Origin of the sequence: Streptomyces atratus (genome assembly GCF_900119365.1) — a bacterium.
GTDB lineage: Bacteria > Actinomycetota > Actinomycetes > Streptomycetales > Streptomycetaceae > Streptomyces > Streptomyces atratus_B.
Genome location: NZ_FPJO01000015.1, coordinates 16834 through 42189, shown reverse-complemented (window position 1 = coordinate 42189; position 25356 = coordinate 16834). Strand labels below are relative to the sequence as shown.

Annotated in this window: 23 protein-coding genes and 1 pseudogene; 16 read left to right on the top strand and 8 right to left on the bottom strand. The window is 69.9% G+C overall.

The features are described from left to right. Positions 1–169: 169 nt before the first annotated feature. The 7 genes from frr to BT364_RS23445 all read left to right on the top strand — a co-directional run bounded on the left by frr (position 170) and on the right by BT364_RS23445 (position 7778). The gene (gene frr, locus BT364_RS23475) at positions 170–727 is read left to right on the top strand and encodes a ribosome recycling factor (RefSeq protein WP_072487217.1); all 558 of its coding nucleotides are present in this window, start codon (positions 170–172) and stop codon (positions 725–727) included. Beyond that, positions 727–1812, top strand: coding sequence for a phosphatidate cytidylyltransferase (locus tag BT364_RS23470; RefSeq protein WP_072487216.1), 1086 nt, complete (start codon positions 727–729; stop codon positions 1810–1812). Before frr ends, BT364_RS23470 begins: the two co-directional genes overlap by 1 nt. A 93-nt stretch (positions 1813–1905) precedes the next feature. Continuing rightward, entirely contained in the window at positions 1906–3012 is a 1107-nt protein-coding gene (gene rlmN / locus BT364_RS23465) for a dual-specificity RNA methyltransferase RlmN (protein ID WP_072487215.1), read from the top strand. 246 nt (positions 3013–3258) lie between these two features. After that, a complete protein-coding gene (locus tag BT364_RS23460) occupies positions 3259–4371 on the top strand; it encodes a thiamine ABC transporter substrate-binding protein (RefSeq protein WP_072487214.1) in 1113 nt (370 codons plus the stop codon). A gap of 125 nt (positions 4372–4496) precedes the next feature. Further along, the gene (locus tag BT364_RS23455; protein ID WP_072487329.1) at positions 4497–6110 is read left to right on the top strand and encodes an ABC transporter permease; all 1614 of its coding nucleotides are present in this window, start codon (positions 4497–4499) and stop codon (positions 6108–6110) included. 2 nt (positions 6111–6112) lie between these two features. Beyond that, positions 6113–7138, top strand: a complete 1026-nt coding sequence (locus BT364_RS23450; RefSeq protein WP_072487213.1) for an ABC transporter ATP-binding protein — start codon at positions 6113–6115, stop codon at positions 7136–7138. Positions 7139–7325: 187 nt separating this feature from the next. Further along, complete coding sequence (locus BT364_RS23445) at positions 7326–7778, top strand: SRPBCC family protein (RefSeq protein WP_072487212.1); 453 nt, start codon at positions 7326–7328, stop codon at positions 7776–7778. Between the two features lie 299 nt (positions 7779–8077). Here the strand turns inward: BT364_RS23445 and BT364_RS23440 are convergent, their stop codons facing one another. The 4 genes from BT364_RS23440 to BT364_RS23425 all read right to left on the bottom strand — a co-directional run bounded on the left by BT364_RS23440 (position 8078) and on the right by BT364_RS23425 (position 12116). Continuing rightward, positions 8078–9262: a hypothetical protein gene (locus tag BT364_RS23440; RefSeq protein WP_072487211.1), complete on the bottom strand. Its 1185-nt coding sequence runs from the start codon at positions 9260–9262 to the stop codon at positions 8078–8080. After that, positions 9244–9981 carry an ABC transporter ATP-binding protein gene (locus tag BT364_RS23435; RefSeq protein WP_072487210.1) on the bottom strand — a complete coding sequence of 246 codons (738 nt, stop codon included), beginning with the start codon at positions 9979–9981 and terminating at the stop codon, positions 9244–9246. Before BT364_RS23435 ends, BT364_RS23440 begins: the two co-directional genes overlap by 19 nt. A 279-nt stretch (positions 9982–10260) precedes the next feature. Further along, on the bottom strand, positions 10261–11640 hold the full coding sequence (locus BT364_RS23430; protein WP_072487209.1) for an aspartate aminotransferase family protein: 1380 nt from the start codon (positions 11638–11640) through the stop codon (positions 10261–10263). Next, the gene (locus BT364_RS23425; protein WP_176729251.1) at positions 11625–12116 is read right to left on the bottom strand and encodes an Lrp/AsnC family transcriptional regulator; all 492 of its coding nucleotides are present in this window, start codon (positions 12114–12116) and stop codon (positions 11625–11627) included. Before BT364_RS23425 ends, BT364_RS23430 begins: the two co-directional genes overlap by 16 nt. Before the next feature lie 178 nt (positions 12117–12294). Between BT364_RS23425 and BT364_RS23420 the strand changes: the two genes are divergently transcribed. The 3 genes from BT364_RS23420 to BT364_RS23410 all read left to right on the top strand — a co-directional run bounded on the left by BT364_RS23420 (position 12295) and on the right by BT364_RS23410 (position 15698). Beyond that, positions 12295–13734: a gamma-aminobutyraldehyde dehydrogenase gene (locus BT364_RS23420; RefSeq protein ID WP_072487207.1), complete on the top strand. Its 1440-nt coding sequence runs from the start codon at positions 12295–12297 to the stop codon at positions 13732–13734. A gap of 189 nt (positions 13735–13923) precedes the next feature. Continuing rightward, a complete protein-coding gene (locus tag BT364_RS23415; protein ID WP_072487206.1) occupies positions 13924–15087 on the top strand; it encodes an ABC transporter substrate-binding protein in 1164 nt (387 codons plus the stop codon). 53 nt (positions 15088–15140) lie between these two features. Continuing rightward, positions 15141–15698, top strand: a complete 558-nt coding sequence (locus BT364_RS23410) for a hypothetical protein (protein WP_177328210.1) — start codon at positions 15141–15143, stop codon at positions 15696–15698. Between the two features lie 177 nt (positions 15699–15875). Here the strand turns inward: BT364_RS23410 and BT364_RS23405 are convergent. The 3 genes and pseudogenes from BT364_RS23405 to BT364_RS23395 all read right to left on the bottom strand — a co-directional run. Then, a pseudogene (locus BT364_RS23405) lies at positions 15876–16022 on the bottom strand (SAM-dependent methyltransferase); the annotation flags it as partial. A gap of 70 nt (positions 16023–16092) precedes the next feature. After that, the gene (locus BT364_RS23400; protein WP_072487204.1) at positions 16093–16797 is read right to left on the bottom strand and encodes a glycerophosphodiester phosphodiesterase; all 705 of its coding nucleotides are present in this window, start codon (positions 16795–16797) and stop codon (positions 16093–16095) included. Positions 16798–16819: 22 nt separating this feature from the next. Further along, on the bottom strand, positions 16820–17938 hold the full coding sequence (locus BT364_RS23395) for an adenosine deaminase (RefSeq protein ID WP_371268638.1): 1119 nt from the start codon (positions 17936–17938) through the stop codon (positions 16820–16822). Positions 17939–17987: 49 nt separating this feature from the next. Here BT364_RS23395 and BT364_RS23390 point away from each other — a divergent pair, with 49 nt between their 5' ends. Further along, on the top strand, positions 17988–18722 hold the full coding sequence (locus BT364_RS23390; RefSeq protein WP_072487202.1) for a DUF4190 domain-containing protein: 735 nt from the start codon (positions 17988–17990) through the stop codon (positions 18720–18722). A 114-nt stretch (positions 18723–18836) separates the two neighbouring features. Here the strand turns inward: BT364_RS23390 and BT364_RS23385 are convergent, their stop codons facing one another. Continuing rightward, complete coding sequence (locus tag BT364_RS23385; RefSeq protein ID WP_072487328.1) at positions 18837–19376, bottom strand: NADAR family protein; 540 nt, start codon at positions 19374–19376, stop codon at positions 18837–18839. 216 nt (positions 19377–19592) lie between these two features. Between BT364_RS23385 and BT364_RS23380 the strand changes: the two genes are divergently transcribed. The 5 genes from BT364_RS23380 to BT364_RS23360 all read left to right on the top strand — a co-directional run bounded on the left by BT364_RS23380 (position 19593) and on the right by BT364_RS23360 (position 25343). Next, positions 19593–21107, top strand: a complete 1515-nt coding sequence (locus BT364_RS23380) for a gamma-aminobutyraldehyde dehydrogenase (protein ID WP_072487201.1) — start codon at positions 19593–19595, stop codon at positions 21105–21107. 42 nt (positions 21108–21149) lie between these two features. Further along, entirely contained in the window at positions 21150–22400 is a 1251-nt protein-coding gene (locus BT364_RS23375) for an ABC transporter substrate-binding protein (protein WP_072487200.1), read from the top strand. A gap of 68 nt (positions 22401–22468) precedes the next feature. Next, complete coding sequence (locus BT364_RS23370; RefSeq protein WP_072487199.1) at positions 22469–23617, top strand: ABC transporter ATP-binding protein; 1149 nt, start codon at positions 22469–22471, stop codon at positions 23615–23617. Then, positions 23614–24543, top strand: coding sequence for an ABC transporter permease (locus BT364_RS23365; protein ID WP_072487198.1), 930 nt, complete (start codon positions 23614–23616; stop codon positions 24541–24543). Before BT364_RS23370 ends, BT364_RS23365 begins: the two co-directional genes overlap by 4 nt. Beyond that, positions 24543–25343 (top strand): ABC transporter permease, encoded by an 801-nt coding sequence (locus tag BT364_RS23360; RefSeq protein WP_072487197.1) that lies wholly within the window; start codon positions 24543–24545, stop codon positions 25341–25343. Before BT364_RS23365 ends, BT364_RS23360 begins: the two co-directional genes overlap by 1 nt. The last annotated feature ends 13 nt before the right edge of the window (positions 25344–25356 follow it).

Genomic DNA, 25356 nt, shown 5'->3' with positions numbered 1-25356 from the left:
ACCTTCCCGGAGTACCACGGGAAGGTCCGGGCCCCCGGGGTCACCCCCGGGACCGGCCCCGAAGGATGGACAACGGCCTGCCGGTCGGACACCGTGCAGGTGAGGACGCGACGCAGGATCCGCCGGGCCCGGGCACGACGGGCCCACTCAAGACACGCAGGAGCACGTGGTGATCGAAGAAACCCTCCTCGAGGCCGAGGAGAAGATGGAGAAGGCCGTCGTCGTCGCGAAAGAGGACTTCGCCGCGATCCGCACCGGCCGTGCGCACCCCGCGATGTTCAACAAGATCGTCGCCGACTACTACGGCGCGCTGACCCCGATCAACCAGCTCGCCTCGTTCTCGGTGCCCGAGCCGCGCATGGCCGTCGTGACGCCGTTCGACAAGACTGCGCTGCGCAACATCGAGCAGGCGATCCGCGACTCGGACCTCGGCGTCAACCCGAGCAACGACGGCAATATCATCCGGGTGACCTTCCCGGAGCTCACCGAGGAGCGCCGCCGCGACTACATCAAGGTCGCCAAGGGCAAGGCCGAGGACTCCAAGATCTCCATCCGCGCCGTGCGCCGCAAGGCCAAGGAGACCCTCGACAAGCTGGTCAAGGACAAGGAGTCGGGCGAGGACGAGGTGCGTCGCGCCGAGAAGGAGCTCGACGACACCACCGCGAAGTACGTCGCGCAGGTCGACGAGCTGCTCAAGCACAAGGAAGCCGAGCTGCTCGAAGTCTGATGAACGACTCTTCCTGGGGCGCCCCGCAGGGAGCCGGCCACTGGGGTGCGCCCGAGATGCGGGCTGCCCCGGCGGGTCCTGCTTACGATGTGCATGACGCCCAGCAGACTCGGCCCATGCCCATCGTGCCGGACGTTCCCGACGCAGGTAGAGACGCTGACGACCGTGATGACCGGGACCAGGGGGCCGGACGCCTGAGCGGCGGCCCCCTGTTCCGTGACGAGAAGCCGCAGGAGCCCATGTCCACCGCGCCGCCGCCCCCGCAGAAGAAACGTGCGGGCCGTGATCTGCGAGCCGCCATAGGGGTCGGTGTGGGGCTCGGCGCCGTCATCGTCGCCTCGCTGTTCATCGTCAAGGCCGTCTTCGTCGGTGTGATCGCCGTCGCCGTCGTCGTGGGCCTGTGGGAGCTGACCTCCCGGCTCCAGGAGCGCAAGGGCATCAAGGCGCCGCTCGTCCCGCTGGCGGTGGGCGGCGCGGCGATGGTGGTCGCCGGCTACGCGAAGGGCGCCGAAGGCGCCTGGGTGGCGATGGCGCTGACCGCGCTGGCGGTGCTCGTCTGGCGGATGACCGAGCCGCCCGAGGGCTACCTCAAGGATGTCACGGCCGGTGTGTTCGCGGCGTTCTACGTACCGTTCCTCGCCACGTTCGTCGCCATGCTCCTGACCGCCGACGACGGGCCGCAGCGGGTGCTCACCTTCCTGCTGCTGACCGTGGTCAGCGACACGGGTGCGTACGCCGTCGGCTGGCGCTTCGGGAAGCACAAGCTCGCGCCGCGCATCAGCCCCGGAAAGACCCGGGAGGGTCTGTTCGGGGCCGTCGCCTTCGCGATGGTGGCCGGTGCGCTGTGCATGCAGTTCCTGATCGACGGCGGTTCCTGGTGGCAGGGGCTGCTGCTCGGGCTCGCCGTCGCGGCCAGTGCCACGCTCGGCGACCTCGGCGAGTCGATGATCAAGCGGGATCTCGGGATCAAGGACATGGGCACGCTGCTGCCGGGGCACGGCGGCATCATGGACCGGCTCGACTCGCTGCTGCCGACCGCCCCGGTGGTCTGGCTGCTGCTGGTGCTGTTCGTCGGCTCCGGCTGAGATCGCGCCGCTGACCTGGGATTATTCGAGTGAGGGCCCGCTGTCCACAGGACGGCGGGCCCTCACTGTTCCGTCTGCGACACTGGATGGACCATGCCTAAGCCCGGAGAACTCACTTTCGTCGCGCCCCGCGGAGCCAAGAAGCCGCCGCGGCACCTCGCCGACCTCACGCCCGCCGAGCGCAAGGAAGCCGTCGCCGCGATCGGCGAGAAGCCGTTCCGCGCCCAGCAGCTCTCGCAGCACTACTTCGCGCGGTACGCGCACGACCCGGCCGAGTGGACCAACATCCCGGCCGCGTCGCGGGACAAGCTCGCCGAGGCGATGTTCCCCGATCTGATGTCCGTGGTCCGCCACATCAGCTGCGACGACGACACCACCCGCAAGACGCTCTGGAAGCTGCACGACGGGACGCTCGTCGAGTCCGTCCTGATGCGCTACCCGGAGCGGGTGACGATGTGCATCTCCTCCCAGGCGGGATGCGGGATGAACTGCCCGTTCTGCGCGACGGGGCAGGCCGGTCTCGACCGCAATCTGTCGACCGCCGAGATCGTCCACCAGATCGTGGACGGGATGCGGGCGCTGCGCGACGGCGAGGTCCCCGGCGGCCCGGCGCGGCTCTCCAACATCGTCTTCATGGGCATGGGCGAGCCGCTCGCCAACTACAACCGGGTGGTCGGCGCGATCCGCCGGCTGACCGACCCCGAGCCGGACGGGCTGGGGCTCTCGCAGCGCGGGATCACCGTCTCCACGGTGGGCCTGGTGCCCGCGATGCTCCGCTTCGCCGACGAGGGCTTCAAGTGCCGCCTCGCCGTTTCGCTGCACGCGCCGGACGACGAGCTGCGCGACACCCTCGTTCCCGTGAACACGCGCTGGAAGGTGGGCGAGGTGCTGGACGCCGCGTGGGAGTACGCGGAGAAGTCCGGCCGCCGCATCTCCATCGAGTACGCGCTGATCCGTGACATCAACGACCAGGCGTGGCGCGGTGACCGGCTCGGCCGGCTCCTCAAGGGCAAGCGGGTGCACGTCAACCTGATCCCGCTGAACCCCACGCCCGGTTCCAAGTGGACCGCCTCGCGGCCCGAGGACGAGAAGGCATTCGTCGAGGCGATCGCGGCCCACGGGGTGCCGGTGACCGTGCGGGACACCCGCGGCCAGGAGATCGACGGAGCCTGCGGGCAGCTGGCGGCGGCCGAGCGCTGAGGCCACTCCCGGACGGGCCCCGGGCCCCGTGTAGCCTGGGCCCGAAATCAACTTCATATTCCGACAGGGGAGCGCCACAGCGCTGAGAGTGCGGCACCGAGGACAGGTCGGCCGCAGACCCTCTGAACCTCGCCCGGGTCATTCCGGGTAGGAAGTTCGGTCATCAACTCATGCTGTTGCGCCCTGCCCGCTTCTTCGCGGGCGGGGCCGCGTCTCTTCCTGGCCAAAACCCAGGAGGAATCCACAATGAGCACCACGCGCAGGACCAGGCAGCTCGCGGCATCGGCCGCCGCCGCCGCGCTCGGCGTCACCGCACTCGCCGGGTGCGGCGGTTTTGACGATCAGTCCGCCGGTTCCGGCGGCACGAAGGGCTCGGGCTCCAAGACCGTGACCCTCGTCAGCCACGACTCCTTCAACGCCTCCGAGGACGTACTGAAGGAGTTCACCGAGGAGACCGGCTACACCGTCAAGGTGCTGAAGAGCGGCGACGCGGGTGTCGCGCTCAACCAGGAGATCCTGACCAAGGGCTCCCCGCGCGGCGACGTGTTCTTCGGCGTCGACAACACGCTGCTCTCCCGGGCCCTCGACAGCGGGCTCTTCACGCCGTACGAGGCGAAGGGCATCGACCGGGTCGCGGCAGACACCCGGCTCGACGCGGACAAGCACCGGGTCACCCCGATCGACACCGGCGACATCTGCGTCAACTACGACAAGAAGTACTTCGCCGACAAGAAGCTCGCGCCGCCGCAGTCCTTCGACGACCTGGCGAAGCCCGCGTACAAGAACCTCCTCGTCACCGAGAACGCGGGAACCTCCTCGCCCGGCCTCGGCTTCCTCCTCGGCACCGTGGCCACCTACGGCGAGAAGGGTTACCAGGATTACTGGAAGAAGCTGAAGAGCAACGGCGTCAAGGTCGTCGACGGCTGGGAACAGGCGTACAACGAGGAGTTCTCCGGCTCCGCGGGCGGCAAGAAGGCCGAGGCCGACCGGCCGCTCGTCGTCTCGTACGCCTCCAGCCCGCCCGTCGAGGTGCTGTACGCGAAGCCGCAGCCGGCCGAGGCCCCGACCGGTGTCGCCACCGGGACCTGCTTCCGCCAGATCGAGTTCGCCGGGCTGCTGAACGGCGCGAAGAACGAGGCGGGCGGCAAGGCCCTGCTGGACTTCCTGATCAGCAAGAAGTTCCAGGAGGACATGCCTCTCAACATGTTCGTGAACCCGGTCACCAAGGACGCGGAACTGCCGGAGCTCTTCACGAAGTTCGGCGCGACGGTGGACAGGCCGACGACCGTGGCCCCGGACCTCATCGCCAAGAACCGTGAGCAGTGGGTCCAGTCGTGGTCCTCGCTCGTAGTGAAGTAACGAAGACCCCCGTACGCGGACCGGACGCGGGCGGGAAGGCTCCCCGCGGCCGGTCGGTCCGGCCTTCGCACGCGCAGGGCGCTCGTGCGAAGGCCCGGCGCGGGAGCGCGGTGCGGCTCGGCCTGATGGCCGTGCCCGTCGCGTTCTTCGCGCTGTTCTTCGCCTACCCGGTCGCCGCGATCGTCGGCCGCGGCCTGAAGGTGGACGGCGTCTGGCAGTTCGGCCGGATCGGAGAGGTGCTGACCCGGCCGGACATCCGCGAGGTCCTCTGGTTCACCAGCTGGCAGGCGCTCGCCTCGACCGCGCTGACCCTGCTGATCGCGCTGCCCGGCGCCTATGTCTTCGCCCGTTTCGACTTCCCCGGCAAACAACTGCTGCGGGCGGTCGTCACGGTGCCGTTCGTCCTGCCGACCGTGGTCGTCGGGACGGCCTTCCTGGCGCTGCTGGGGCGCGGCGGATTCCTCGACGAACTCTGGGGCGTACGACTCGACACCACCGTCTGGGCGATTCTGCTCGCCCATGTCTTCTTCAACTACGCGGTGGTCGTACGGACGGTCGGCGGGCTGTGGGCCCAGCTCGACCCCCGGCAGGAGGAGGCCGCCAGGGTGCTGGGCGCGGGACGGTTCGCCGCCTGGCGGCGGGTCACCCTGCCGGCCCTCGCACCCGCCGTGGCCGCGGCCGCGCTGATGGTCTTCCTCTTCACCTTCACCTCCTTCGGTGTCGTGCAGATCCTCGGCGGTCCCGGGTTCTCCACGCTGGAGGTGGAGATCTACCGGCAGACCGCGCAGTTGCTCGCCCTGCCGACGGCCGCCGTGCTGACGCTGGTGCAGTTCGCCGCGGTCGGCGCGATCCTCGCCGTGCACGCGTGGACCGTACGGCGCCGGGAGACCGCGCTGAAGCTGGTCGACGCGGCGCAGACCGCCCGCAGGCCGCGCGGCGCCGGGCAGTGGGCGCTGCTCTGCGGGGTGCTGCTGACCGTACTGCTGCTGATCCTGCTGCCGCTCGGGGTGCTGGTCGAGCGCTCCGTGAACACCACCGGCGGGCATGGTTTCGACTTCTACCGTGCCCTGGCGTCCGTGGACGCGGGCGGCGGTACGTTCCTGGTCGCGCCGCTCGAAGCGATCTGGAACTCCTTGCAGTACGCGCTGGTCGCGACGGTCATCGCGCTCGTCGTCGGCGGGCTGGCCGCCGCGGCGCTGACCCGGCGCGCCGGGCGCCTCGTGCGCGGCTTCGACGCGCTGCTGATGCTGCCGCTCGGGGTGTCCGCGGTCACCGTCGGCTTCGGCTTCCTGATCACGCTGGACAAGCCGCCGCTGGATCTGCGGACTTCCTGGATCCTGGTGCCGCTCGCCCAGGCGCTGGTCGGTGTGCCCTTCGTCGTACGGACCATGCTGCCCGTGCTGCGCGCGGTGGACGGGAGGCTGAGGGAGGCGGCGGCGGTGCTCGGGGCGTCGCCGCTGCGGGCCTGGCGGGAGGTCGATCTGCCGCTGGTGCGACGGGCGTTGCTGGTCGCGGCCGGTTTCGCGTTCGCCGTCTCGCTCGGCGAGTTCGGTGCGACGGTGTTCATCGCGCGGCCCGACCGCCCGACGCTGCCGGTCGCCGTGGCCCGGCTGCTGGGGCGGGCCGGGGAGCTCAACTACGGCCAGGCGATGGCCCTCAGCACCATCCTGATGGTGGTCTGCGCCGTCTCGCTGCTGCTGCTCGAACGTATCCGCACGGACCGGTCCGGGGAGTTCTAGAGATGCTGACACTGGAATCGGCCACGGTCCGCTTCGGCGAGCGGGCGGCGCTCGACGCGGTGGACCTGGAGGTCGCCGAGCACGAGATCGTGTGTGTGCTCGGGCCGAGCGGAAGCGGCAAGTCCACCCTGCTGCGGGTGGTCGCCGGACTGCACCCGCCGGACGGCGGCCGGGTGCTGCTGGACGGCGCCGACCAGGCCGGGGTGCCGGTGCACCGGCGCGGTCTCGGCCTGATGTTCCAGGACCACCAGCTCTTCCCGCACCGGGACGTCGGCGCCAATGTCGCGTTCGGGCTGCGGATGCACGGGGTGTCGCGCCGCGACCAGGAGCGCAGGGTCGGCGAACTCCTCGACATGGTGGGCCTGCCCGGCGCCGAACGGCGTGCCGTCGCCGCACTGTCCGGCGGCGAGCAGCAGCGCGTCGCCCTCGCGCGGGCCCTCGCCCCGCGCCCCAAGCTGCTGATGCTGGACGAGCCGCTCGGCCAGCTCGACCGCGGTCTGCGTGAACGGCTCGTCGTCGAACTGCGCACGCTCTTCGGGCAGTTGGGTACGACGGTGCTCGCCGTCACGCACGACCAGGGCGAGGCGTTCGCCCTGGCCGACCGGGTGGTGGTGATGTGCGACGGACGGATCGCCCAGGCGGGCACCCCGCTGGAGGTCTGGCAGCGGCCGGCCTCCGCCTTCGTCGCCCGGTTCCTCGGCTTCGACAACGTGGTCGAGGCGACGGTGACCGGTGCCGTCGCCGACACGGTGTGGGGCAGGGTGCCGGTGCCCGAGGACTCGCCGCAGGGGGCGTGCGATCTGCTGGTGCGTCCGGCCGGGGTCCGGATCGGCGCCCCGGACGAGGGTCTGCGCTGCGTGGTCGGGACGCGTACGTTCCGGGGCAACCACGTCGCCGTACGGCTGATGCCGGAGCGCGGTCCGGTCCTGGAGGCGGAGTGCGCGCTGCGGGACGCGCCCGAGGAGGGCGCGGCGGTCGGGGCGGGCTTCGACGCGGCGGAGACCGTCGTCCTGCCCGCCCGCTTCTGACCGGGCGCGTTCACCGCACCGGACCAGCCGTGACCGGTCCCGGTCGCGGGATCCGGCCGCCGGCCGGACGATTGCCTGATGCCCCGGAGTGCGGCTCCGGCCGCCCCCGGGGTCCTGAGGCACGTCTTCGGGGGCAGCCCCGGGGCCGTGCGGCAGATCCGGAACGACTCCGGGAAGGACAGGGACAATGACCGAGTCAGCACGCGAGGGCATCGACATCACCCGCATCCTCGATGCCCCGCGGGAACGGGTCTTCGAGGCCTGGACGACGCCCGAGCACTTCGCGGCCTGGTTCGGCGGTGACGCCGAGGTGCCGCTCGACCGGGTGTCGATGGACGTCAGGCCGGGCGGCGACTGGAGCCTGGTCATGGTGGTGCCGGGCACCGAGATGCCGTTCCACGGGGTCTACCGGGAGGTGGTGGCCCCCGAGCGACTGGTGCTCACGATGAAGGACGCCTCCGCGCCCGCCGGCACCGACGGCGAGATCGTCACCGCCACCTTCGCCGACCGCGGCGACAGGACCACCGAGCTGGTCTTCCGGCAGCGCGGCGGCAACCTCACGCCCGAGCAGTACGCGGCGGCCGAGGACGGCTGGGAAGCCTTCTTCGACGCGCTGGTGGCCCGGCTCGCGTCCTCCTGAACCGGCCGCCCTACGCCGCCGACAACCGGGCGAGTGCCTCAGGGGCTCGTTCGCCGTGTCCACGAGCGCGATCCGGGACTCCGTCGCCCGGCCGGCGGCCAGCGCGGGCGTCGCCGCGTAGCCGCCGTCCGGCAGCCCCGCGTAGAGCGCGTCGGGGGAGTAGAGCAGGCCGCGGTACGGATCGAAGGGGAGCCCGGGCACCGGCGGGAAGACGGTCAGGCCGACGGACTGGTGTCGTCCGGGTTGTCCACCTTGTCGTGCTATGTGGCCGCCGGACCGGCCCCGGTCCGGCGGCGTCCTCAGGCCGTCAGCGGCAGCGCGGCCAGCTCCGCGATCAGCCAGGTCAGCGGGGCGAAGACGAGCAGCAGCGCGACGGCGCGCAGGGCTGTCGCGGCGCGCAGGGCCGACGCCGGGGCGCCGAGCCGCAGCAGCGCCCGCAAGGTCTGCGCGCGCGCCTGCCTCGCCTCCAGGGCCGAGGTCAGCAGCGTCGCCGTCGTGCAGCCGAGAACGAGTACCGCGCCCAGCGCCGTGAGCGGGCCGAGGGGGCGTGCGTCCGTCCCGTACAGCGCGTAGCCGGCGACGGCTGCGGCGAGCACGGCGCAGACCATGCCGAGCGGCCGCCCGATCCGGCGCGACTCGTCCATCAGCACCCGGCCCGCCAGCAGACGTACGGCGCCGGGGCGCACCGCCTGCAGCAGCCGCCCGCACAGATGGGCCAGCCCCGGACCCGCCACGGCCAGTCCGACCGCCGTCAGCGTCCACCCCACCAGCACCCCGGCCGGGGTGGCTTCGAGCCTGCCGGGCAGCGGGAGCAGGCTGTGACCGTCGCTCCGGCTCATGTACGCCTCGACGGCGAGACCGGTCGCGGTCAGCGCCACGCCCCACGGCAGTCCCGTCGGGGGCGCCGCCGGATCGGGTGCCTCCGGCTCCGTCAGTACGTCCGAGGAGGTGTCGTCCGGGGCAGCCGTCGAGACCGGCCCGGCGCGCAGCGCGAGCGCGCTCGCGCTCGCCGCGGCCACCGGGACCAGGGCCAGCAGCACGAGCACGGCGGCGAGCGGCAGCGGGGCCTCGGCGTCGAGCAGCCCGGCCGCAGCGCCGTCGAACGGCAGCCCGGTCAGGTCACCGCGCAGATGCAGGAAGAACAGCAGCGCCACCATCGACCCGAGGGCGCAGGAGACGGCGGTGGAGACCGCGGCGAGCACGGCGAGCCGGACCGGGCCCAGGCCCACGGCGGACAGCCCGGAACGTGGCCGGGTGCTCGGGTCCGTACGGGCCACCGCGACCGCGAACTGCACGGTGGTGGCGAGCGGCACGAAGCACCACAGCAGGCGCAGCACGGCCGCGGTGGAGTGCGCCGGGTGCCCTGACGCGTAGCTCAGGGTGCACAGCAGGAGGAAGCCGACTCCGGCGGAGGCGGCGGCGACCAGCAGCCGCCGCAGCAGGACCAGCGGATGGGAACCCCGGGCTAGACGGAGAGCGAGCACGCCGCGCGGCCCTCCGTATCGGATACGGCGGGCAGGGCGACGGTGGCGACGCGGCGGCCGTCCAGCAGCGGGACCGTGCGGTCGGCGAGGGCGGCGATCTCCGGGTCATGGGTGGCGAGCACGATCGTGATGCCGTGCGAACGGGCCGCGCTGGTGAGGGTGCGCAGTACATGTGTCCGGTCGCTGCGGTGCAGGGTCGCGGTCGGCTCGTCGGCGAAGATCACCGTGGGGGCGGCGGCCAGGGCGCGGGCCACGGCGATCCGCTGGCGCTGTCCCTGGAGCAGGGTGTGCGGCCGCTGCTTGGCACAGGCGCCGATGTCGAGCCGCTCCAGCCACTCCAGGGCGGCCTTCTTCGCCTCCCGGCGCGGGGCGCCGCGCAGCAGCAGCGGAAGGGCCGTGTTCTCCCAGGTGTTCAGCTCGGGCACCAGCTGGGGCTCGGGGGCGATCCAGCCGAACCTGTCGCGGCGCAGCCGTTCGCGCAGCCGGGGCCCCATGGTGTGGACGGGGACGCTGTTGAACCACACCTCGCCCTGCTCGGGCACCAGCTGACCGGACAGGCAGTGCAGCAGGGTCGTCTTGCCGCAGCCCCGGGGGCCCGTCACGGCGAGGATCTCGGCGTCACGGACGCCCAGGGAGACACCGCCGAGCGCGGGTGAGCCGTTGTGGGAATGGTGCAGGGAACGCGCCCAGATCACGTCGTTGTCCGGCGGGGCCACCATGGCGTACACCTCGGTTCAGATCGTAATTCCCGTCCCCCGTACGGGGGAACGAAGAGAAGGCCGATCGGTCACTCGGCACCGTAAGGATTCGAACCGCGGTGAGCGCACAGCACACGGCCCGGGTGCGCCCCTTCCCACTCGAATGGGCGCATCCGGGCCGTGTGGACCGTATGAGGATGACGGCTGGAAGCCGGTCAAGCAGTGGTCAAGCGATGGTCAAGCCGAAAGGCCGTCCGGCCGACGGCCGATCCGTGGTCGGACGGCCGGTCGTCGTGCCGGTCAGAGCTTGGTCCATGCCTCCGTGAGGACGGTGCGCAGGATGCCCTCGATCTCGTCGAACGTCGACTGGTCGGAGACCAGCGGCGGCGCGAGCTGGACGACCGGGTCGCCGCGGTCGTCGGCCCGGCAGTACAGGCCGTTGTCGTACAGCGCCTTGGAGAGGAAGCCGTACAGTACGCGCTCGGTCTCCTCGTCGGTGAAGGTCTCCTTGGTGGCCTTGTCCTTCACCAGCTCGATGCCGTAGAAGAAGCCGTTGCCGCGGACGTCGCCGACGATCGGCAGGTCGAGCAGCTTCTGCAGCGTCGTGAAGAAGGCGTTCTCGTTGTCCAGGACGTGCTGGTTGAGGCCCTCGCGCTCGAAGATGTCGAGGTTGGCGAGGCCGACCGCAGCGGAGACCGGGTGGCCACCGAAGGTGTAGCCGTGCAGGAAGGTGTTGTCACCCTCGTAGAACGGCGCGGCGATGCGGTCCGAGACGATGCAGGCACCGATCGGGGAGTAGCCCGAGGTCATGCCCTTGGCGCAGGTGATCATGTCCGGCACGTAGCCGAACTTGTCGCAGGCGAACATCGTGCCGAGGCGGCCGAAGGCGCAGATGACCTCGTCGGAGACGAGCAGCACGTCGTACTTGTCGCAGATCTCGCGGACGCGCTGGAAGTATCCGGGCGGCGGCGGGAAGCAGCCACCGGCGTTCTGCACCGGCTCCAGGAAGACCGCGGCGACGGTCTCCGGGCCCTCGAAGAGGATCTCCTGCTCGATCTGGTCGGCGGCCCAGCGGCCGAAGGCCTCGGGGTCGTCGCCGTGGATCGGGGCGCGGTAGATGTTGGTGTTCGGCACCTTGTGCGCGCCGGGGACCAGCGGCTCGAAGGGGGCCTTCAGGGCCGGCAGGCCGGTGATGGACAGGGCGCCCTGCGGGGTGCCGTGGTAGGCGACCGCACGCGAGATGACCTTGTACTTGGTCGGCTTGCCCTGGAGCTTGAAGTACTGCTTGGCCAGCTTCCAGGCGGTCTCGACGGCCTCGCCGCCACCGGTGGTGAAGAAGACCTTGTTGAGGTCGCCCGGGGCGTAGTCGGCGAGGCGCTCGGCCAGCTCGACGGCCTTCGGGTGGGCGTAGGACCACACCGGGAAGAAGCCCAGCTCCTGGCCCTGCTTGTACGCCGCCTCGGCGAGCTCGTGACGGCCGTGACCGGCGTTGACCACGAACAGGCCGGAGAGGCCGTCCAGGTAACGCTTGCCCTGGTCGTCGAAGATGTAGGTGCCCTCGCCACGCACGATGGTGGGAACGGGCGCGTTCTCGTAGTCCGACATGCGGGTGAAATGCATCCACAGGTGGTCGTACGCGGTTCGGCTGAGGTCCTTGCTCACGGCTATCGGGTTCCCCACATATAGGTCTGCTTCTTGAGCTTCAGGTACACGAAGCTCTCGGTGGAGCGCACACCGGGGAGGGCCCGGATGCGTTTGTTGATCGTTTCCAGCAGGTGGTCGTCGTCCTCGCAGACGATCTCCACCATCAGGTCGAAGGAGCCCGCGGTCATCACCACGTACTCGCATTCGGCCATGGCCGACAGTGCTTCGGCGACGGGATCGAGGTCTCCCTCGACATTGATGCCGACCATCGCCTGCCGCCGGAACCCCACGGTGAGGGGATCGGTGACGGCGACGATCTGCATCACGCCCTGATCGAGCAGCTTCTGGACGCGCTGCCGCACGGCCGCCTCGGAGAGGCCGACGGCCTTGCCTATAGCGGCGTACGGACGGCGTCCGTCCTCCTGGAGCTGCTCGATGATTGCGAGGGACACGGCATCGACCGCTGGTGACGATCCGTTCCCGGTCCTGGAGTCTGCGCTGCGACTGGCCACGCATCCACTGTGCACCGGGACTCGTCGGTCTGGCAAGCCCAGATCGATGAAATTCGTTGTTTGAGGGTCCAGATCTAACTGAATCCGAAGTTCACGGCGGTTGGGCATGTCGAAAGCGACACCCGAGCGACTACCCTGGGCATCTCACCCATTGGCCGTGTCGACAGGAGGGGTGGTTGTGACCACCGAGGTGCGCCGTCTGCGCAACTACATCAACGGAGAATTCCGGGACGCCGCTGACGGGCGGACCATCGATGTGATCAACCCGGTGACGGAAGAGGTCTACGCGACCTCGCCGCTCTCCGGGCAGGCCGATGTCGATGCCGCGATGGACGCCGCCGCGGCCGCTTTCCCCGCCTGGCGCGACGCCACGCCCGCCGAGCGCCAGAAGGCCCTGCTGAAGATCGCGGACGCCTTCGAGGAGCGCGCCGAGGACCTCATCGCCGCCGAGTCGGAGAACACGGGCAAGCCGCTCGAACTGACCCGTACCGAAGAGGTCCCGCCGATGGTGGACCAGATCCGCTTCTTCGCGGGTGCGGCCCGGCTGCTCGAAGGCCGCTCGGCCGGCGAGTACATGGAGGGTCTGACCTCCATCATCCGGCGTGAGCCGGTCGGCGTCTGCGCGCAGGTCGCGCCGTGGAACTACCCGATGATGATGGCCGTCTGGAAGTTCGCCCCGGCGCTCGCCGCGGGCAACACCGTCGTCATCAAGCCGTCCGACACCACCCCGGCGTCGACCGTGCTGATCGCCGAGATCATCGGCCAGATCCTGCCCAAGGGTGTCTTCAACGTCATCTGCGGCGACCGGGACACCGGCCGCGCGATGGTCGAGCACCCGACCCCGGCGATGGCCTCCATCACCGGCTCGGTACGGGCCGGCATGCAGGTCGCCGAGTCCGCCTCCAAGGACGTCAAGCGGGTCCACCTGGAGCTCGGCGGCAAGGCCCCGGTCGTCGTGTTCGAGGACACCGACATCGCCAAGGCCGTCGAGGGCATCTCCGTCGCGGGTTACTTCAACGCCGGTCAGGACTGCACGGCCGCGACCCGCGTCCTGGTCCACGAGTCCATCCACGACGAGTTCGTCACCGCGCTCGCCAAGGCCGCCGCCGACACCAAGACGGGGCAGCCGGACGACGAGGACGTGCTCTACGGCCCGCTCAACAACGCCAACCAGCTGAAGCAGGTCAGCGGCTTCATCGAGCGGCTCCCCGCCCACGCCAAGGTCGAGGCGGGCGGCCACCGGGTCGGCGACAAGGGCTACTTCTACGCCCCGACCGTCGTCTCCGGCCTCAAGCAGGACGACGAGATCATCCAGAACGAGGTCTTCGGCCCGGTCATCACCGTCCAGAAGTTCACCGACGAGGCCCAGGCCGTGGAGTACGCCAACGGCGTCGAGTACGCCCTGGCCTCCTCGGTGTGGACCAAGGACCACGCCCGCGCCATGCGGATGTCCAAGAACCTCGACTTCGGCTGCGTGTGGATCAACACCCACATCCCGCTCGTCGCCGAGATGCCGCACGGCGGCTTCAAGAAGTCCGGCTACGGCAAGGACCTCTCCGCGTACGGTTTCGAGGACTACACCCGCATCAAGCACGTCATGACCTCGCTCGACGGCTGATACCCCGTCAGCAGGCAGGTCACGTCCCCGGGCACCCGCCCGGGGCCGTCCCCGTTCCCCGGGCCGTCCCGTTCCGCTCGCATCGACAGGGTGTGCGGACGGAGCGGGTGGCGCTGGACGGTTGGTCCATTGCCCGCACCGCCGGCCGACCGGCATCCTGCGCAGGTGCGAGCAACCCCGAAGAACCCCATGTCCCGCCGGTCCGTGCTGCGTGCCTTCGGAGCCACGGCCGCCGGTGTCACGCTGGCCGGCTGCGGAGTGCCCGCCGCCTATGTGGAACCCGGCGACCGCGCCGGACGCGACACCTCGGCGAGCGACCACACCCTGCACTTCGCGAACTGGCCGCTCTACATCGACACCGACGACGAGAACGAGTCGAAGCGGCCCACCCTCGACGCGTTCACGAAGCGGACCGGGATCTCCGTCACGTACACCGAGGAGATCAACGACAACGACGAGTTCTTCGGGAAGATCAGCCCGGCGCTGATGAACCACCAGGAGACCGGCCGGGACCTGATCGTCATCAGCGACTGGATGTCCGCCCGGTTCGTGCGGCTGGGCTGGGTGCAGGAGATGGACCGGGCGAAGCAGCCGAACGTCGCCAAGTACCTGGACCCGCAGTTGCGTTCGCCCGCCTTCGACAAGGGCCGGATGCACAGCGTCCCCTGGCAGTCCGGGATCACCGGCATCGCCTACAACCGCAAGAAGCTCGGCCGCGAGATCAAGCACCTGAGCGACCTGTGGGCGGACGACCTGCGCGGCAAGGTGACGCTGATGTCCGGCCTCGACGAGTCCATGGCCCTGCTGATGCAGGGCAACGGCGTCGACGTCACCCGCTGGCAGCCGGACGACTTCTACCTGGTGTGCGACCAGGTCGAGAAGCTGGTGAGGAAGCGGCACATCCGCCGCTTCACCGGCAACGACTACATCAAGGACCTGTCGACCGGCGATGTGCTCGCCTGCCAGGCCTACTCCGGAGATGTCATCCAGCTCCAGGCCGACAACCCGGAGATCGAGTTCGTCGTCCCCGAGGAGGGGGCCGAGCTCTGGTCGGAATCACTCATGATCCCCAACCTCGCGCGCCACAAACGCAACGCGGAGAGGCTCATCGACTACTACTACGAGCCGGAGGTCGCCGCCGAGCTGGCGACCTGGGTCAACTACGTCTGCCCCGTGCCGGCCGCCCGTGACGTGCTGGCCTCCGCCAAGGACGAGGAGACCGCCGCACTCGCCGAGGACCCGCTGATCTTCCCCGACGACGCGATGCGCAAGCGGCTCGCCATCGCCCGCGACATCACCTCCGAGGAGCGCACCGGATTCGCGAAGAAATGGAACGCCATCGTCGGGCTCTGAGCCGTATCCGGGGTGGCGTAAAGGGCCGGAAAACACGGGCGTACGCTGCGGACATGAGCGAGCGAAGAGCCCTGCTGAGGCGCATACGCGTGTGGTTGGCCGTCTTTATCGTCTGTCTGGTCCTGAGCGGGCTGACCGCCTTTCCGCTCGTCCATGAACTCCACTGGGCCGAGGATCTGTTGAGGTCCTCGGCCTCTCCCGTGCCGGAGCACTTCCCGGCACTGATGGAGTGGATCACCAAGGTCCGCACCGGTCTCGACGAGGCCGACGCGAAGTACCCCTTCGTGTTGTACGGCACCGACTGGCTGGCCTTCGCCCATCTGGTCATCGCGGTCGCCTTCTACGGCCCCTACCGCGACCCGGTCCGCAATATCTGGGTCATCGAATTCGGCATGATCGCCTGCGCCGGGATCATCCCGCTCGCGCTGATCTGCGGGCCCATCCGCTCCATCCCCTTCTGGTGGTCCGTCATCGACATGTCGTTCGGCGTCTTCGGGGTGATCCCGCTGCTCGTGGTGCGCCGCATGATCAAGCAGCTGGAGGCCTCGCAGCGGACACCGCGCCCGGAGCCCGCGCCGACGACCGCTCCGGCGACCGAGCCGGCGACCTGAATCACCCGGCCGACGGGGCGCCGAAGGCGGCCACCACTATGTTCATCGCCGTGGGGTTCATGCCGTGAGCACCGCGATCCCGATCCGCTTCGGTGGCGAGGAGAGCTCGGCCACCGTGTAGAACGCCACGAGACCGGTGTACGGGAGCGGCTGCCCCGGCCCGTCGACGGTGAACGTGTACAGGACGGTGACCCGGTCGCCGACCGCACGGTCCACGGGGTAGTTGTCCGTGCCGCCGAGCCAGTGGTTCCAGACCCGCGCGTTGTGGGCGACGTCGGAACGGACGCGGTCGTCGGGAACGGGGGTGGTGCGGGGATCGGTCACGGCGCTGCTCCTCCTCCTGCTCCGGGCCCGGCATCACGCACGATGGGGCAGGCCCATGATGCCGGACCGGTCAGGAGGAGCCACGGGCCGGGGAGTTGGCGAGGAGGCCGTGCAGGACGTCGACCCGGTTGGTGGTGATCGAGTCGACGCCGTGCCGCACCAGGCGGCGCATGGTCCGCCTGGTGTCGGCCGTCCACGCGGAGACCAGCAGCCCGTCCCGGTGCAGACGGTCCGTCAGTTCCCGGTCCACCAGCCCGAACCGGTAGTTCAGCCAGCGCGGCCGCACCGCGTCGAGCAGCGTGGCGCGCGGCGGCGCGAGGGTCGTCCAGGTCATGGCGATCTCGGCGTCCGGGTCGGCGGCCCGCACCCGGAGCATGGCGTCGGGGCCGGCGCAGTAGTACACCCGCTCGCCGGCCCCGCACTCGCGCACCGTGCCGACGATCCTCGGCACGGAGCCGTCGGTGGAGCCCGGCAGATCGACCATGATCCGGTGCGCCCCGGCGGCGAGCAGCGCCTCGCGCAGCGTGGGCACACCGCCCCGGGTCAGCTCCGTGAGCTCCTCGTGGGTCAGCCGGTCGAGCCGCACGTCGTGGCCCCACAGCCGCTTCAGCGTGGAGTCGTGCAGCAGGACCGGTACGCCGTCGCGGGTGACCCGTACATCGATCTCGACCGCGTCCGCCCCCCGTCCGAGGGCGGAGCGGATCGAGAGGAGTGTGTTCTCGCGGACACGGTAGGGATCGCCGCGGTGGGCCACGGCGGTGACGGAGGTGACCATGGGGTCATTGTGACCACCGGGGTCACCGGCCCGCGCGCTCCAGCCAGTTGGCCGTGTACGTGTCGATCTCGGTGGCCAGCCTCCGCTTGCCGGCCGCGTCGAGGTACGAGGCCTCGACCGCGTTCTTCGCCAGCGACGCGAGACCCCGCTCGTCCAGACCGAGCAGCCGGGCGGCCACCCCGTACTCGTTGTTGAGGTCCGTGCCGAACATCGGCGGGTCGTCGCTGTTGATGGTGACCAGGACGCCCGCGTCCACCATCTTCTTGACCGGGTGCTGCTCGATGTCCGTCACCGCGCGGGTCGCGATGTTCGAGGTCGGGCAGACCTCCAGCGCGATGCGGTGCTCGGCGAGATGGGCCAGCAGCTTCGGGTCCTGGACGGAGCTGGTGCCGTGACCGATGCGCTCGGCGCGCAGATGGGTCAGGGCGTCCCAGACGGTCTGCGGCCCGGTGGTCTCCCCGGCGTGCGGCACGGAGTGCAGGCCCGCGGCGATCGCCCGGTCGAAGTAGGGCTTGAACTGCGGGCGCTCCACACCGATCTCCGGACCGCCGAGACCGAACGAGACGAGCCCCTCGGGCCGCAGGTCCACGGCGAGCCGGGTGGTCTCCTCGGCGGCTTCGAGCCCGGCCTCGCCCGGAATGTCGAAGCACCAGCGCAGCACGACACCCAGCTCGGCCTCGGCGGCCTTGCGGGCGTCCTCTATGGCCTCCATGAACGCCTGATCGGGGATACCGCGCCGGGTCGAGGAGAACGGGGTCACGGTCAGCTCCGCGTAGCGGATGTTCTGCCGCGCCATGTCGCGGGCGACCTCGAAGGTCAGCAGGCGGACGTCCTCCGGGGTGCGGATCAGGTCCACGACGGAGAGATACACGTCGATGAAGTGCGCGAAGTCCGTGAAGGTGAAGTAGTCGGCGAGCGCCTCGGGGGCGGTGGGGACCTTGGAGTCGGGGTGGTGCGCGGCCAGCTCGGCGACGATGCGGGGCGAGGCGGAGCCGACATGGTGGACATGCAGTTCGGCCTTGGGCAGCCCCGCGATGAAGGGGTGCAGATCGGTCATCGGACTCTCCGGGGCGTGGGACGGTTCGGGTGCCGGGCACGGTCGGCCGGGCAGGGGACGGGGATCATCGTAGGCCGGGGCCACCCGCGGGCAGTGGGGCCGTAGCATGACGGGACCACGATGGGGGAGGCCCATGTCAGACAACACAGAGCAGCCCGAGGGCGGGGCCGCGTCGCGCGATCCGTGGGCTCCGCCGGAGAGCAGGGTGCCGCTGGAGAAGCCGGCCGGCGACCCTCGCCCGCCCGCTGTGCACAATCAGCCCACGGTCACCTCGATGCCGGGCGTCGGGGACGGCCCCGCACCGGCCGACGCACCGCCGTCGGCGTTCGGTTCGCCGGCGCAGACCGGGCCGGTGCCCGGAGCCGGATTCGGCCCCGGCCCCGGTCCCGGGGAGGTACCGCCGCCGCCGGTCGGACCGAACGGACCGGGCCGGCAGGTCCCGCCGGCCGGACAGTACGGCTACCCGGCCGCACCCCCTGCGCAGTACGGCGGCTACCCGGGGTACCCCGGTTACAACCAGGCGCCCTGGGGCGGTCCGCCGCCCGCCAACGGCATGGGGACCGCGGCCATGGTGCTCGGCATCCTGGCCGTCTGCCTGTTCTGCGTCTACGGGATACCCAGCCTGATCCTGGGCGCACTGGCCCTGATCTTCGGCATCCTCGGCCGCAAGCGGGTGCAGCGCGGTGAGGCGAACAACAGCGGTCAGGCGCTCGCCGGGATCATCATGGGATCCATCGGCATCGCCTTCGGTGTGGCGATCATCAGCTTCTTCATCTGGCTGTTCGCCACCCACGCCGAGGAATTCGAGGACAGCGGCTACAACGACGACCCGTACTCCACGTCCCTGGTCGTCGACGTCAGCCGGTAGCAGCGTCCGGGTGCCGGTGCCGGACCCCCGCGGTACCGGTGCCGCGCGATATCCGCCGATGGCCCGGCGGGGCCGTGTCCCGGCCCCGCCGGGCCATCTCGCGTCCGGGGCGCCTCATGACGCGCGCAGCTCCGCCCGCGCGTCCATCAGCGCGAACCCCAGCAGATTCAGCCCCCGCCAGCTCGCCGGATCCGTCGCCCGCGGGTCGTCCGCCGCCAGGCCGATGCCCCAGATCCGGTCCATCGGGCTCGCCTCGACCAGCACCCGGTTTCCGGTGTTCAGCAGGAACTCCCGCAGCTGTGGATCGCCGCCGAACTTGTGCACGCTGCCGGCCACCACCAGCGCGAACCGCTCGCGCTCCCATGTCGCGTCGTCGAAACCGCGGACCAGCCGGCCCACCTCCTTCGCCGCCGCGGGGCTCTTCGCCGCCACCGCCGCGGCCTCCGACTCCGCATCGCCGAACAGCCGGGCCTTGGCGGCCATCATCCAGTGCTCGGCCGAGGCGTACCGCACGCCGTCGACCGTGAAGGGCGACGGCCACCACTGACTGAGACAGCTCGTGCCGATGCGGCCGTCGGGCCGGGGACGGTGCCCCCAGAAGTGCAGGTACTTCACCTTCTCGCCGCGCGCGGCCCGCGCCAGGAGATCGTCCATGTGTTCCATGGCATGCGATTCTGGCATTCGCCACTGACACTCCGTACGGGGAATTCCGCACCGACGCGACACATGGTCGACAGATTCCGTCGCGTAACCAAAAGGCAACAACGGAATCACTTGTTGGGGTTGATCCCCTCTGCCAGGATCGGCACTCAAATCGAGCAAAGGCTACGCCGGCCCCGCACTCCGGGGCACTCGGCGGAGGAGATCGTCATGGGCAACGGCATCCAGGTGCGGGACCGCTTCGCGGACGGCGCACAGTACATCGGCGGAAAGCTGCGGTCCGGAACATCGGGACGTCACCACGACGTGGTGAACCCGGCGACGGGCGAGACCGTCTACAGCTACGAGCTGGCGGGCACCGCCGACGTGGACGCCGCCGTGGCAGCCGCACGCGAGGCGTTCCCCGGCTGGTCGGGCACGACGCCCGCCGAGCGGTCCGAGGCGATGCACCGCTTCGCCGCCGTACTCGCCGAGCAGGCCGAGGACTTCGCGTACGTGGAGTCCCTCCAGTGCGGCAAGCCGATCAAGCTCTCCACCGAGTTCGACGTGCCCGGCACCGTGGACAACACCTCCTTCTTCGCCGGTGCCGCCCGCCACCTGGAGGGCAAGTCGGCCGCCGAGTACGACGGCGACCACACCTCGTACGTACGCCGTGAGGCGATCGGTGTCGTCGGCTCCATCGCGCCCTGGAACTACCCGCTCCAGATGGCCGCCTGGAAGATCCTCCCGGCCGTCGCCGCCGGTAACACCATCGTCCTCAAGCCCGCCGAGATCACCCCGCTGACCTCGCTGATGTTCGCCCAGGCGGCCACCGAGGCGGGCATCCCCGACGGTGTGATCAACATCGTCACCGGCGCGGGCAAGGACGCCGGGGAGCATCTGGTCGGCCACCCGGACGTGGTCATGACCTCCTTCACCGGCTCCACCGCCGTCGGCAGGCGGGTCGCGGAGATCGCCACCTCCACCGTCAAGCGCCTCCACCTCGAACTCGGCGGCAAGGCCCCCTTCGTCGTCTTCGACGACGCCGACCTCGAAGCCGCGGTCAACGGCGCGGTCGCCGGATCACTCATCAACACCGGCCAGGACTGCACCGCCGCCACCCGCGCCTACGTCCAGCGCCCCCTGTACGACGCCTTCGTCCAGGGCGTCGCCGCGCTCATGGAGACCGTCCGGCTCGGCGACCCCTTCGACCCGTCGACCGACCTCGGCCCGCTGATCAGCCACGCCCAGCGGGACCGGGTCGCGGGATTCGTCGAGCGGGCCCGCGGCTACGCCACCGTCGTCACCGGCGGCGAGGCCCCCGGCGGCGAACTGGAAGCCGGCGCCTACTACCGGCCGACGCTGGTCGCCGGAGCCGCCCAGGACAGCGAGATCGTCCAGTCGGAGATCTTCGGCCCGGTCCTGGTCGTGCTGCCCTTCGACACCGACGACGAGGGCATCCGCCTCGCCAACGACACCCCGTACGGCCTCGCCGCCTCCGCCTGGAGCCGCGACCTGTACCGCGCCAACCGCGCCACCCGCGAGATCAAGGCGGGCTGCGTCTGGGTCAACGACCACATCCCGATCATCAGCGAGATGCCGCACGGCGGATACAAGGCCAGCGGCTTCGGCAAGGACATGTCCTCGTACTCCTTCGAGGAGTACACGCAGGTCAAGCACGTCATGTACGACAACACCGCGGTCGCCCGGAAGGACTGGCACCGCACGATCTTCGGGGACCGATAACCCGGCCGACCCCGGCCACACACACCCGGAAGGGCAACGCGCATGGAGCAGTACGAGCCGGAGAGTCTCTCCGCGGCCCAGATCGCCGCGATGCGACGCAGTCTCACCAGCGGCCGGGGCGCTCTGACCCGCCGATCGCTGATCCGCGCCTCCGGCATGGGGGCGCTGGCGATCGGCGGGCTGGGCACGCTGAGCGCGTGCGGCATCCCGCCCGCCAAGCGGGAGGGGGACGCCGCCGCGGCCTCCGACGACCACTCGGCCGAGGAGAAGCAGATCAACTTCTCCAACTGGACCGAGTACATGGACGTCACCGACGACGGCAAGCACCGGCTCACCCTGGAGGCGTTCACCGAGCGCACCGGGATCAAGGTCAAGTACACCGAGGACATCAACGACAACGTCGAGTTCTTCGGCAAGATCAAGCCGCAGCTCGCGGCCGGCCAGGACACCGGCCGCGACATCATCTGCGTCACCGACTGGCTGGCCGCCCGCGTCGTCCGCCTCGGCTGGGCGCAGAAGCTCGACGCTTCGCACCTGCCGCACGCCTACGCCAACCTCTCGGCCCAGTTCCGCTCCCCGGACTGGGACCCGGGCCGTGCCTACTCCTACCCCTGGGCGGGCATTCCCGCCATCATCGCCTACAACTCCAAGGCGACCGGCGGCCGCAAGGTCGACTCCGTCAGTCAGCTGCTCGACGACCCGAAGCTCAAGGGCCGGGTCAGTTTCCTCTCGGAGATGCGCGACTCCGTCGGCATGACCCTGCTCGACATGGGCAAGGACCCCGGCAACTTCACCGACGCCGACTACGACGCCGCGATCGGCCGGCTCCAGAAGGGCGTCGACAAGAACCAGATCCGCCGTTTCACCGGCAACGACTACACCGCGGACCTCGACAAGGGCGACATCGCCGCCTGCGTCGGCTGGGCCGGCGACGTCATCCAGCTCCAGGCCGGGAACCCGGACATCAAGTACGCGATTCCGGGCGCGGGTTATGTCATATCCAGCGACAACCTGCTGGTCCCGGTGAAGGCCCGGCACAAGACCAACGCCGAGAAGCTCATCGACTACTACTACGAGCCGTCGGTCGCCGCGAAGCTCGCCGCGTACATCAACTTCGTCTGCCCGGTCGACGGCGTCCGCGACGAACTGGCGAAGATCGATCGGGCGATGGCCGACAACGTCCTGATCCTCCCGGACAAGGAGATGGCGTCCCGGTCGCACGCCTTCCGCTCCCTGACCAGCAAGGAAGAGACGGCGTACGAAGAGAAGTTCGCCAAGCTCATCGGCGCCTGACCGCCGCGCCTTCCCCGCCCCACCCGATCTCCCCTGATCTCCCTCTGACACCACTGGGACCGCGATCCATGACACAGCAGCAGACCGGCGGCGACGTCCGCCTCACCGGGATCAGCAAGACGTACGGCTCCTTCGCAGCCGTCAAGCCGCTCGATCTGACCGTCCCGCAGGGCTCCTTCTTCGCGCTGCTCGGCGCGTCCGGCTGCGGCAAGACCACCACCCTGCGGATGATCGCCGGCCTGGAGGAGGCGACCACCGGCACGGTCTCGCTCGGCGGTCAGGACATCACCGGGCTTCCCCCGTACAAGCGGCCCGTCAACACGGTCTTCCAGAGCTACGCGCTCTTCCCGCACCTCGACATCTCGGAGAACGTCGCCTTCGGTCTGCGCCGGCGCGGCATCAGATCGGTGAAGAAGCAGGTCGACGAGATGCTGGAGCTCGTCCAGCTCGGCGACTTCGCCAAGCGCAAGCCGCACCAGCTCTCCGGCGGCCAGCAGCAGCGCGTCGCCGTCGCCCGCGCCCTGATCAACCACCCGCAGGTGCTGCTGCTCGACGAGCCGCTCGGCGCCCTCGACCTCAAACTGCGCCGCCAGATGCAGCTGGAGCTCAAGCGCATCCAGACCGAGGTCGGCATCACCTTCATCCATGTCACCCACGACCAGGAGGAGGCCATGACCATGGCCGACACCGTCGCGGTGATGAACGGGGGCCGTGTCGAGCAGCTCGGTGCCCCCGCCGATCTGTACGAAAACCCCAGGACGACCTTCGTCGCCAACTTCCTCGGCACCTCCAACCTCATCGAGGGCGAGGTCGTCTCCGCGGACACGGACATCGTCGTGGCCGCGGGCGGCGGGAAGCTGCGGCTGCCCACCGACCGATGTACCGCCCCGACCGTGAACGGCGGCAAGCTGCTTCTCGGCGTCCGCCCGGAGAAGATCTCGCTCGCGCACGCCGACGACGCGGACGTGATCGCGGACGGCCGCAACCGGGTCACCGGCCGGATCGTCGACTCCAGCTTCATCGGGGTGTCCACGCAGTACGTGGTGGAGAGCCCGGCCGGCAAGGCGCTCCAGGTCTATGAGCAGAACATCGAGCGCGACGCCCGGCTCACCCCCGGCGCCGAGGTCGTGCTGCACTGGAACCCGGCGCACACCTTCGGCCTGGACGCCGCCCAGGACATCGACGCCGGTGTGGAGACGGTGGAGGACGCGGCGTGACCGTCACCAAGGAGGCGCCACCGGCGCCCGTCACGGCGGAGCTCAAGGTACGCAAGCCCTCCACCCGCAAGCGTCTCGTCCCGTACTGGCTGCTGCTCCCCGGCATCCTGTGGCTGCTGGTCTTCTTCGCGCTGCCGCTGGTCTACCAGGCCTCGACCTCCGTGCAGACCGGATCCCTGGAGAAGGGATTCGAGGTCACCTGGCACTTCCAGACCTACTGGGACGCGCTGACCGACTACTACCCGCAGTTCATCCGGTCACTGCTGTACGCGGGCACCGCCACCCTCCTGTGCCTGCTGCTCGGCTACCCGCTCGCCTACCTCATCGCGTTCAAGGCCGGGCGCTGGCGCAACGTCGTCCTGGTGCTGGTCATCGCGCCGTTCTTCACCAGCTTCCTGATCCGTACGCTCGCCTGGAAGACGATCCTCGCGGACGGCGGCGCGGTCGTCGACGTACTGAACACCCTGCACGTACTGGACGTCACCAGCTGGCTCGGCTGGACCGAGTCCAACCGGGTGCTGGCCACACCGATGGCGGTGGTCTGCGGTCTCACGTACAACTTCCTGCCGTTCATGATCCTGCCGCTCTACACCTCGCTGGAGCGGATCGACGGCAGGCTGCACGAGGCGGCCGGCGATCTGTACGCCACCCCCGCCACCACCTTCCGCAAGGTGACCTTCCCGCTCTCCATGCCGGGTGTCGTCTCCGGAACGCTGCTCACCTTCATCCCGGCCAGCGGCGACTACGTCAACGCCGAACTGCTGGGCTCCACCGACACCAAGATGGTCGGCAGCGTCATCCAGACCCAGTTCCTGAGGGTCCTGGACTATCCGACGGCGGCCGCGCTCTCCTTCATCCTCATGGCGGTCGTCCTGATCATGGTCACCGTCTACATCCGCCGCTCCGGGACGGAGGACCTGGTCTGATGCCCGTACTGCGCTGGATTCGCCGGAATCTGATCGTCATCGCGGGTCTGCTGACCCTCGCGTACATGATCCTGCCGAACGTCGTCGTCATGGTGTTCTCGTTCAACAAGCCGAACGGGCGCTTCAACTACGCCTGGCAGCGCTTCTCCCTGGACGCCTGGAAGGACCCCTGCGGCGTCGCCGACATGTGCGGCTCGCTCTCGCTGTCCCTGCAGATCGCCGTCTGGGCCACCGTCGGCGCGACCGTACTCGGCACGATGATCTCCTTCGCGCTGGTCCGCTACCGCTTCCGGGCGCGCGGCGCGATCAACTCGCTGATCTTCCTGCCGATGGCGATGCCCGAGGTCGTCATGGCCGCCTCGCTGCTCACGCTCTTCCTCAACATGGGCGCACAGCTGGGCTTCTGGACGGTCCTGATCGCCCACATCATGTTCTGCCTGAGCTTCGTCGTGACGGCCGTGAAGGCGCGTGTGATGTCGATGGACCCGAGGCTGGAGGAGGCGGCCCGCGATCTGTACGCCGGCCCCGTGCAGACCTTCCTGCGGGTGACGCTGCCGATCGCCGCCCCCGGAATCGCGGCGGGAGCGCTGCTGGCCTTCGCGCTCTCCTTCGACGATTTCATCATCACCAATTTCAACGCGGGCTCCACCGTGACCTTCCCCATGTTCGTCTGGGGATCGGCACAGCGCGGCACGCCCGTGCAGATCAACGTCATCGGTACGGCGATGTTCATCATTGCCGTCATGGTGGTCGTCGTCGGCCAGCTCATCGCGAACCGGCGCAAGAACAGCGCACGATAGAAAGCCCTGAAGG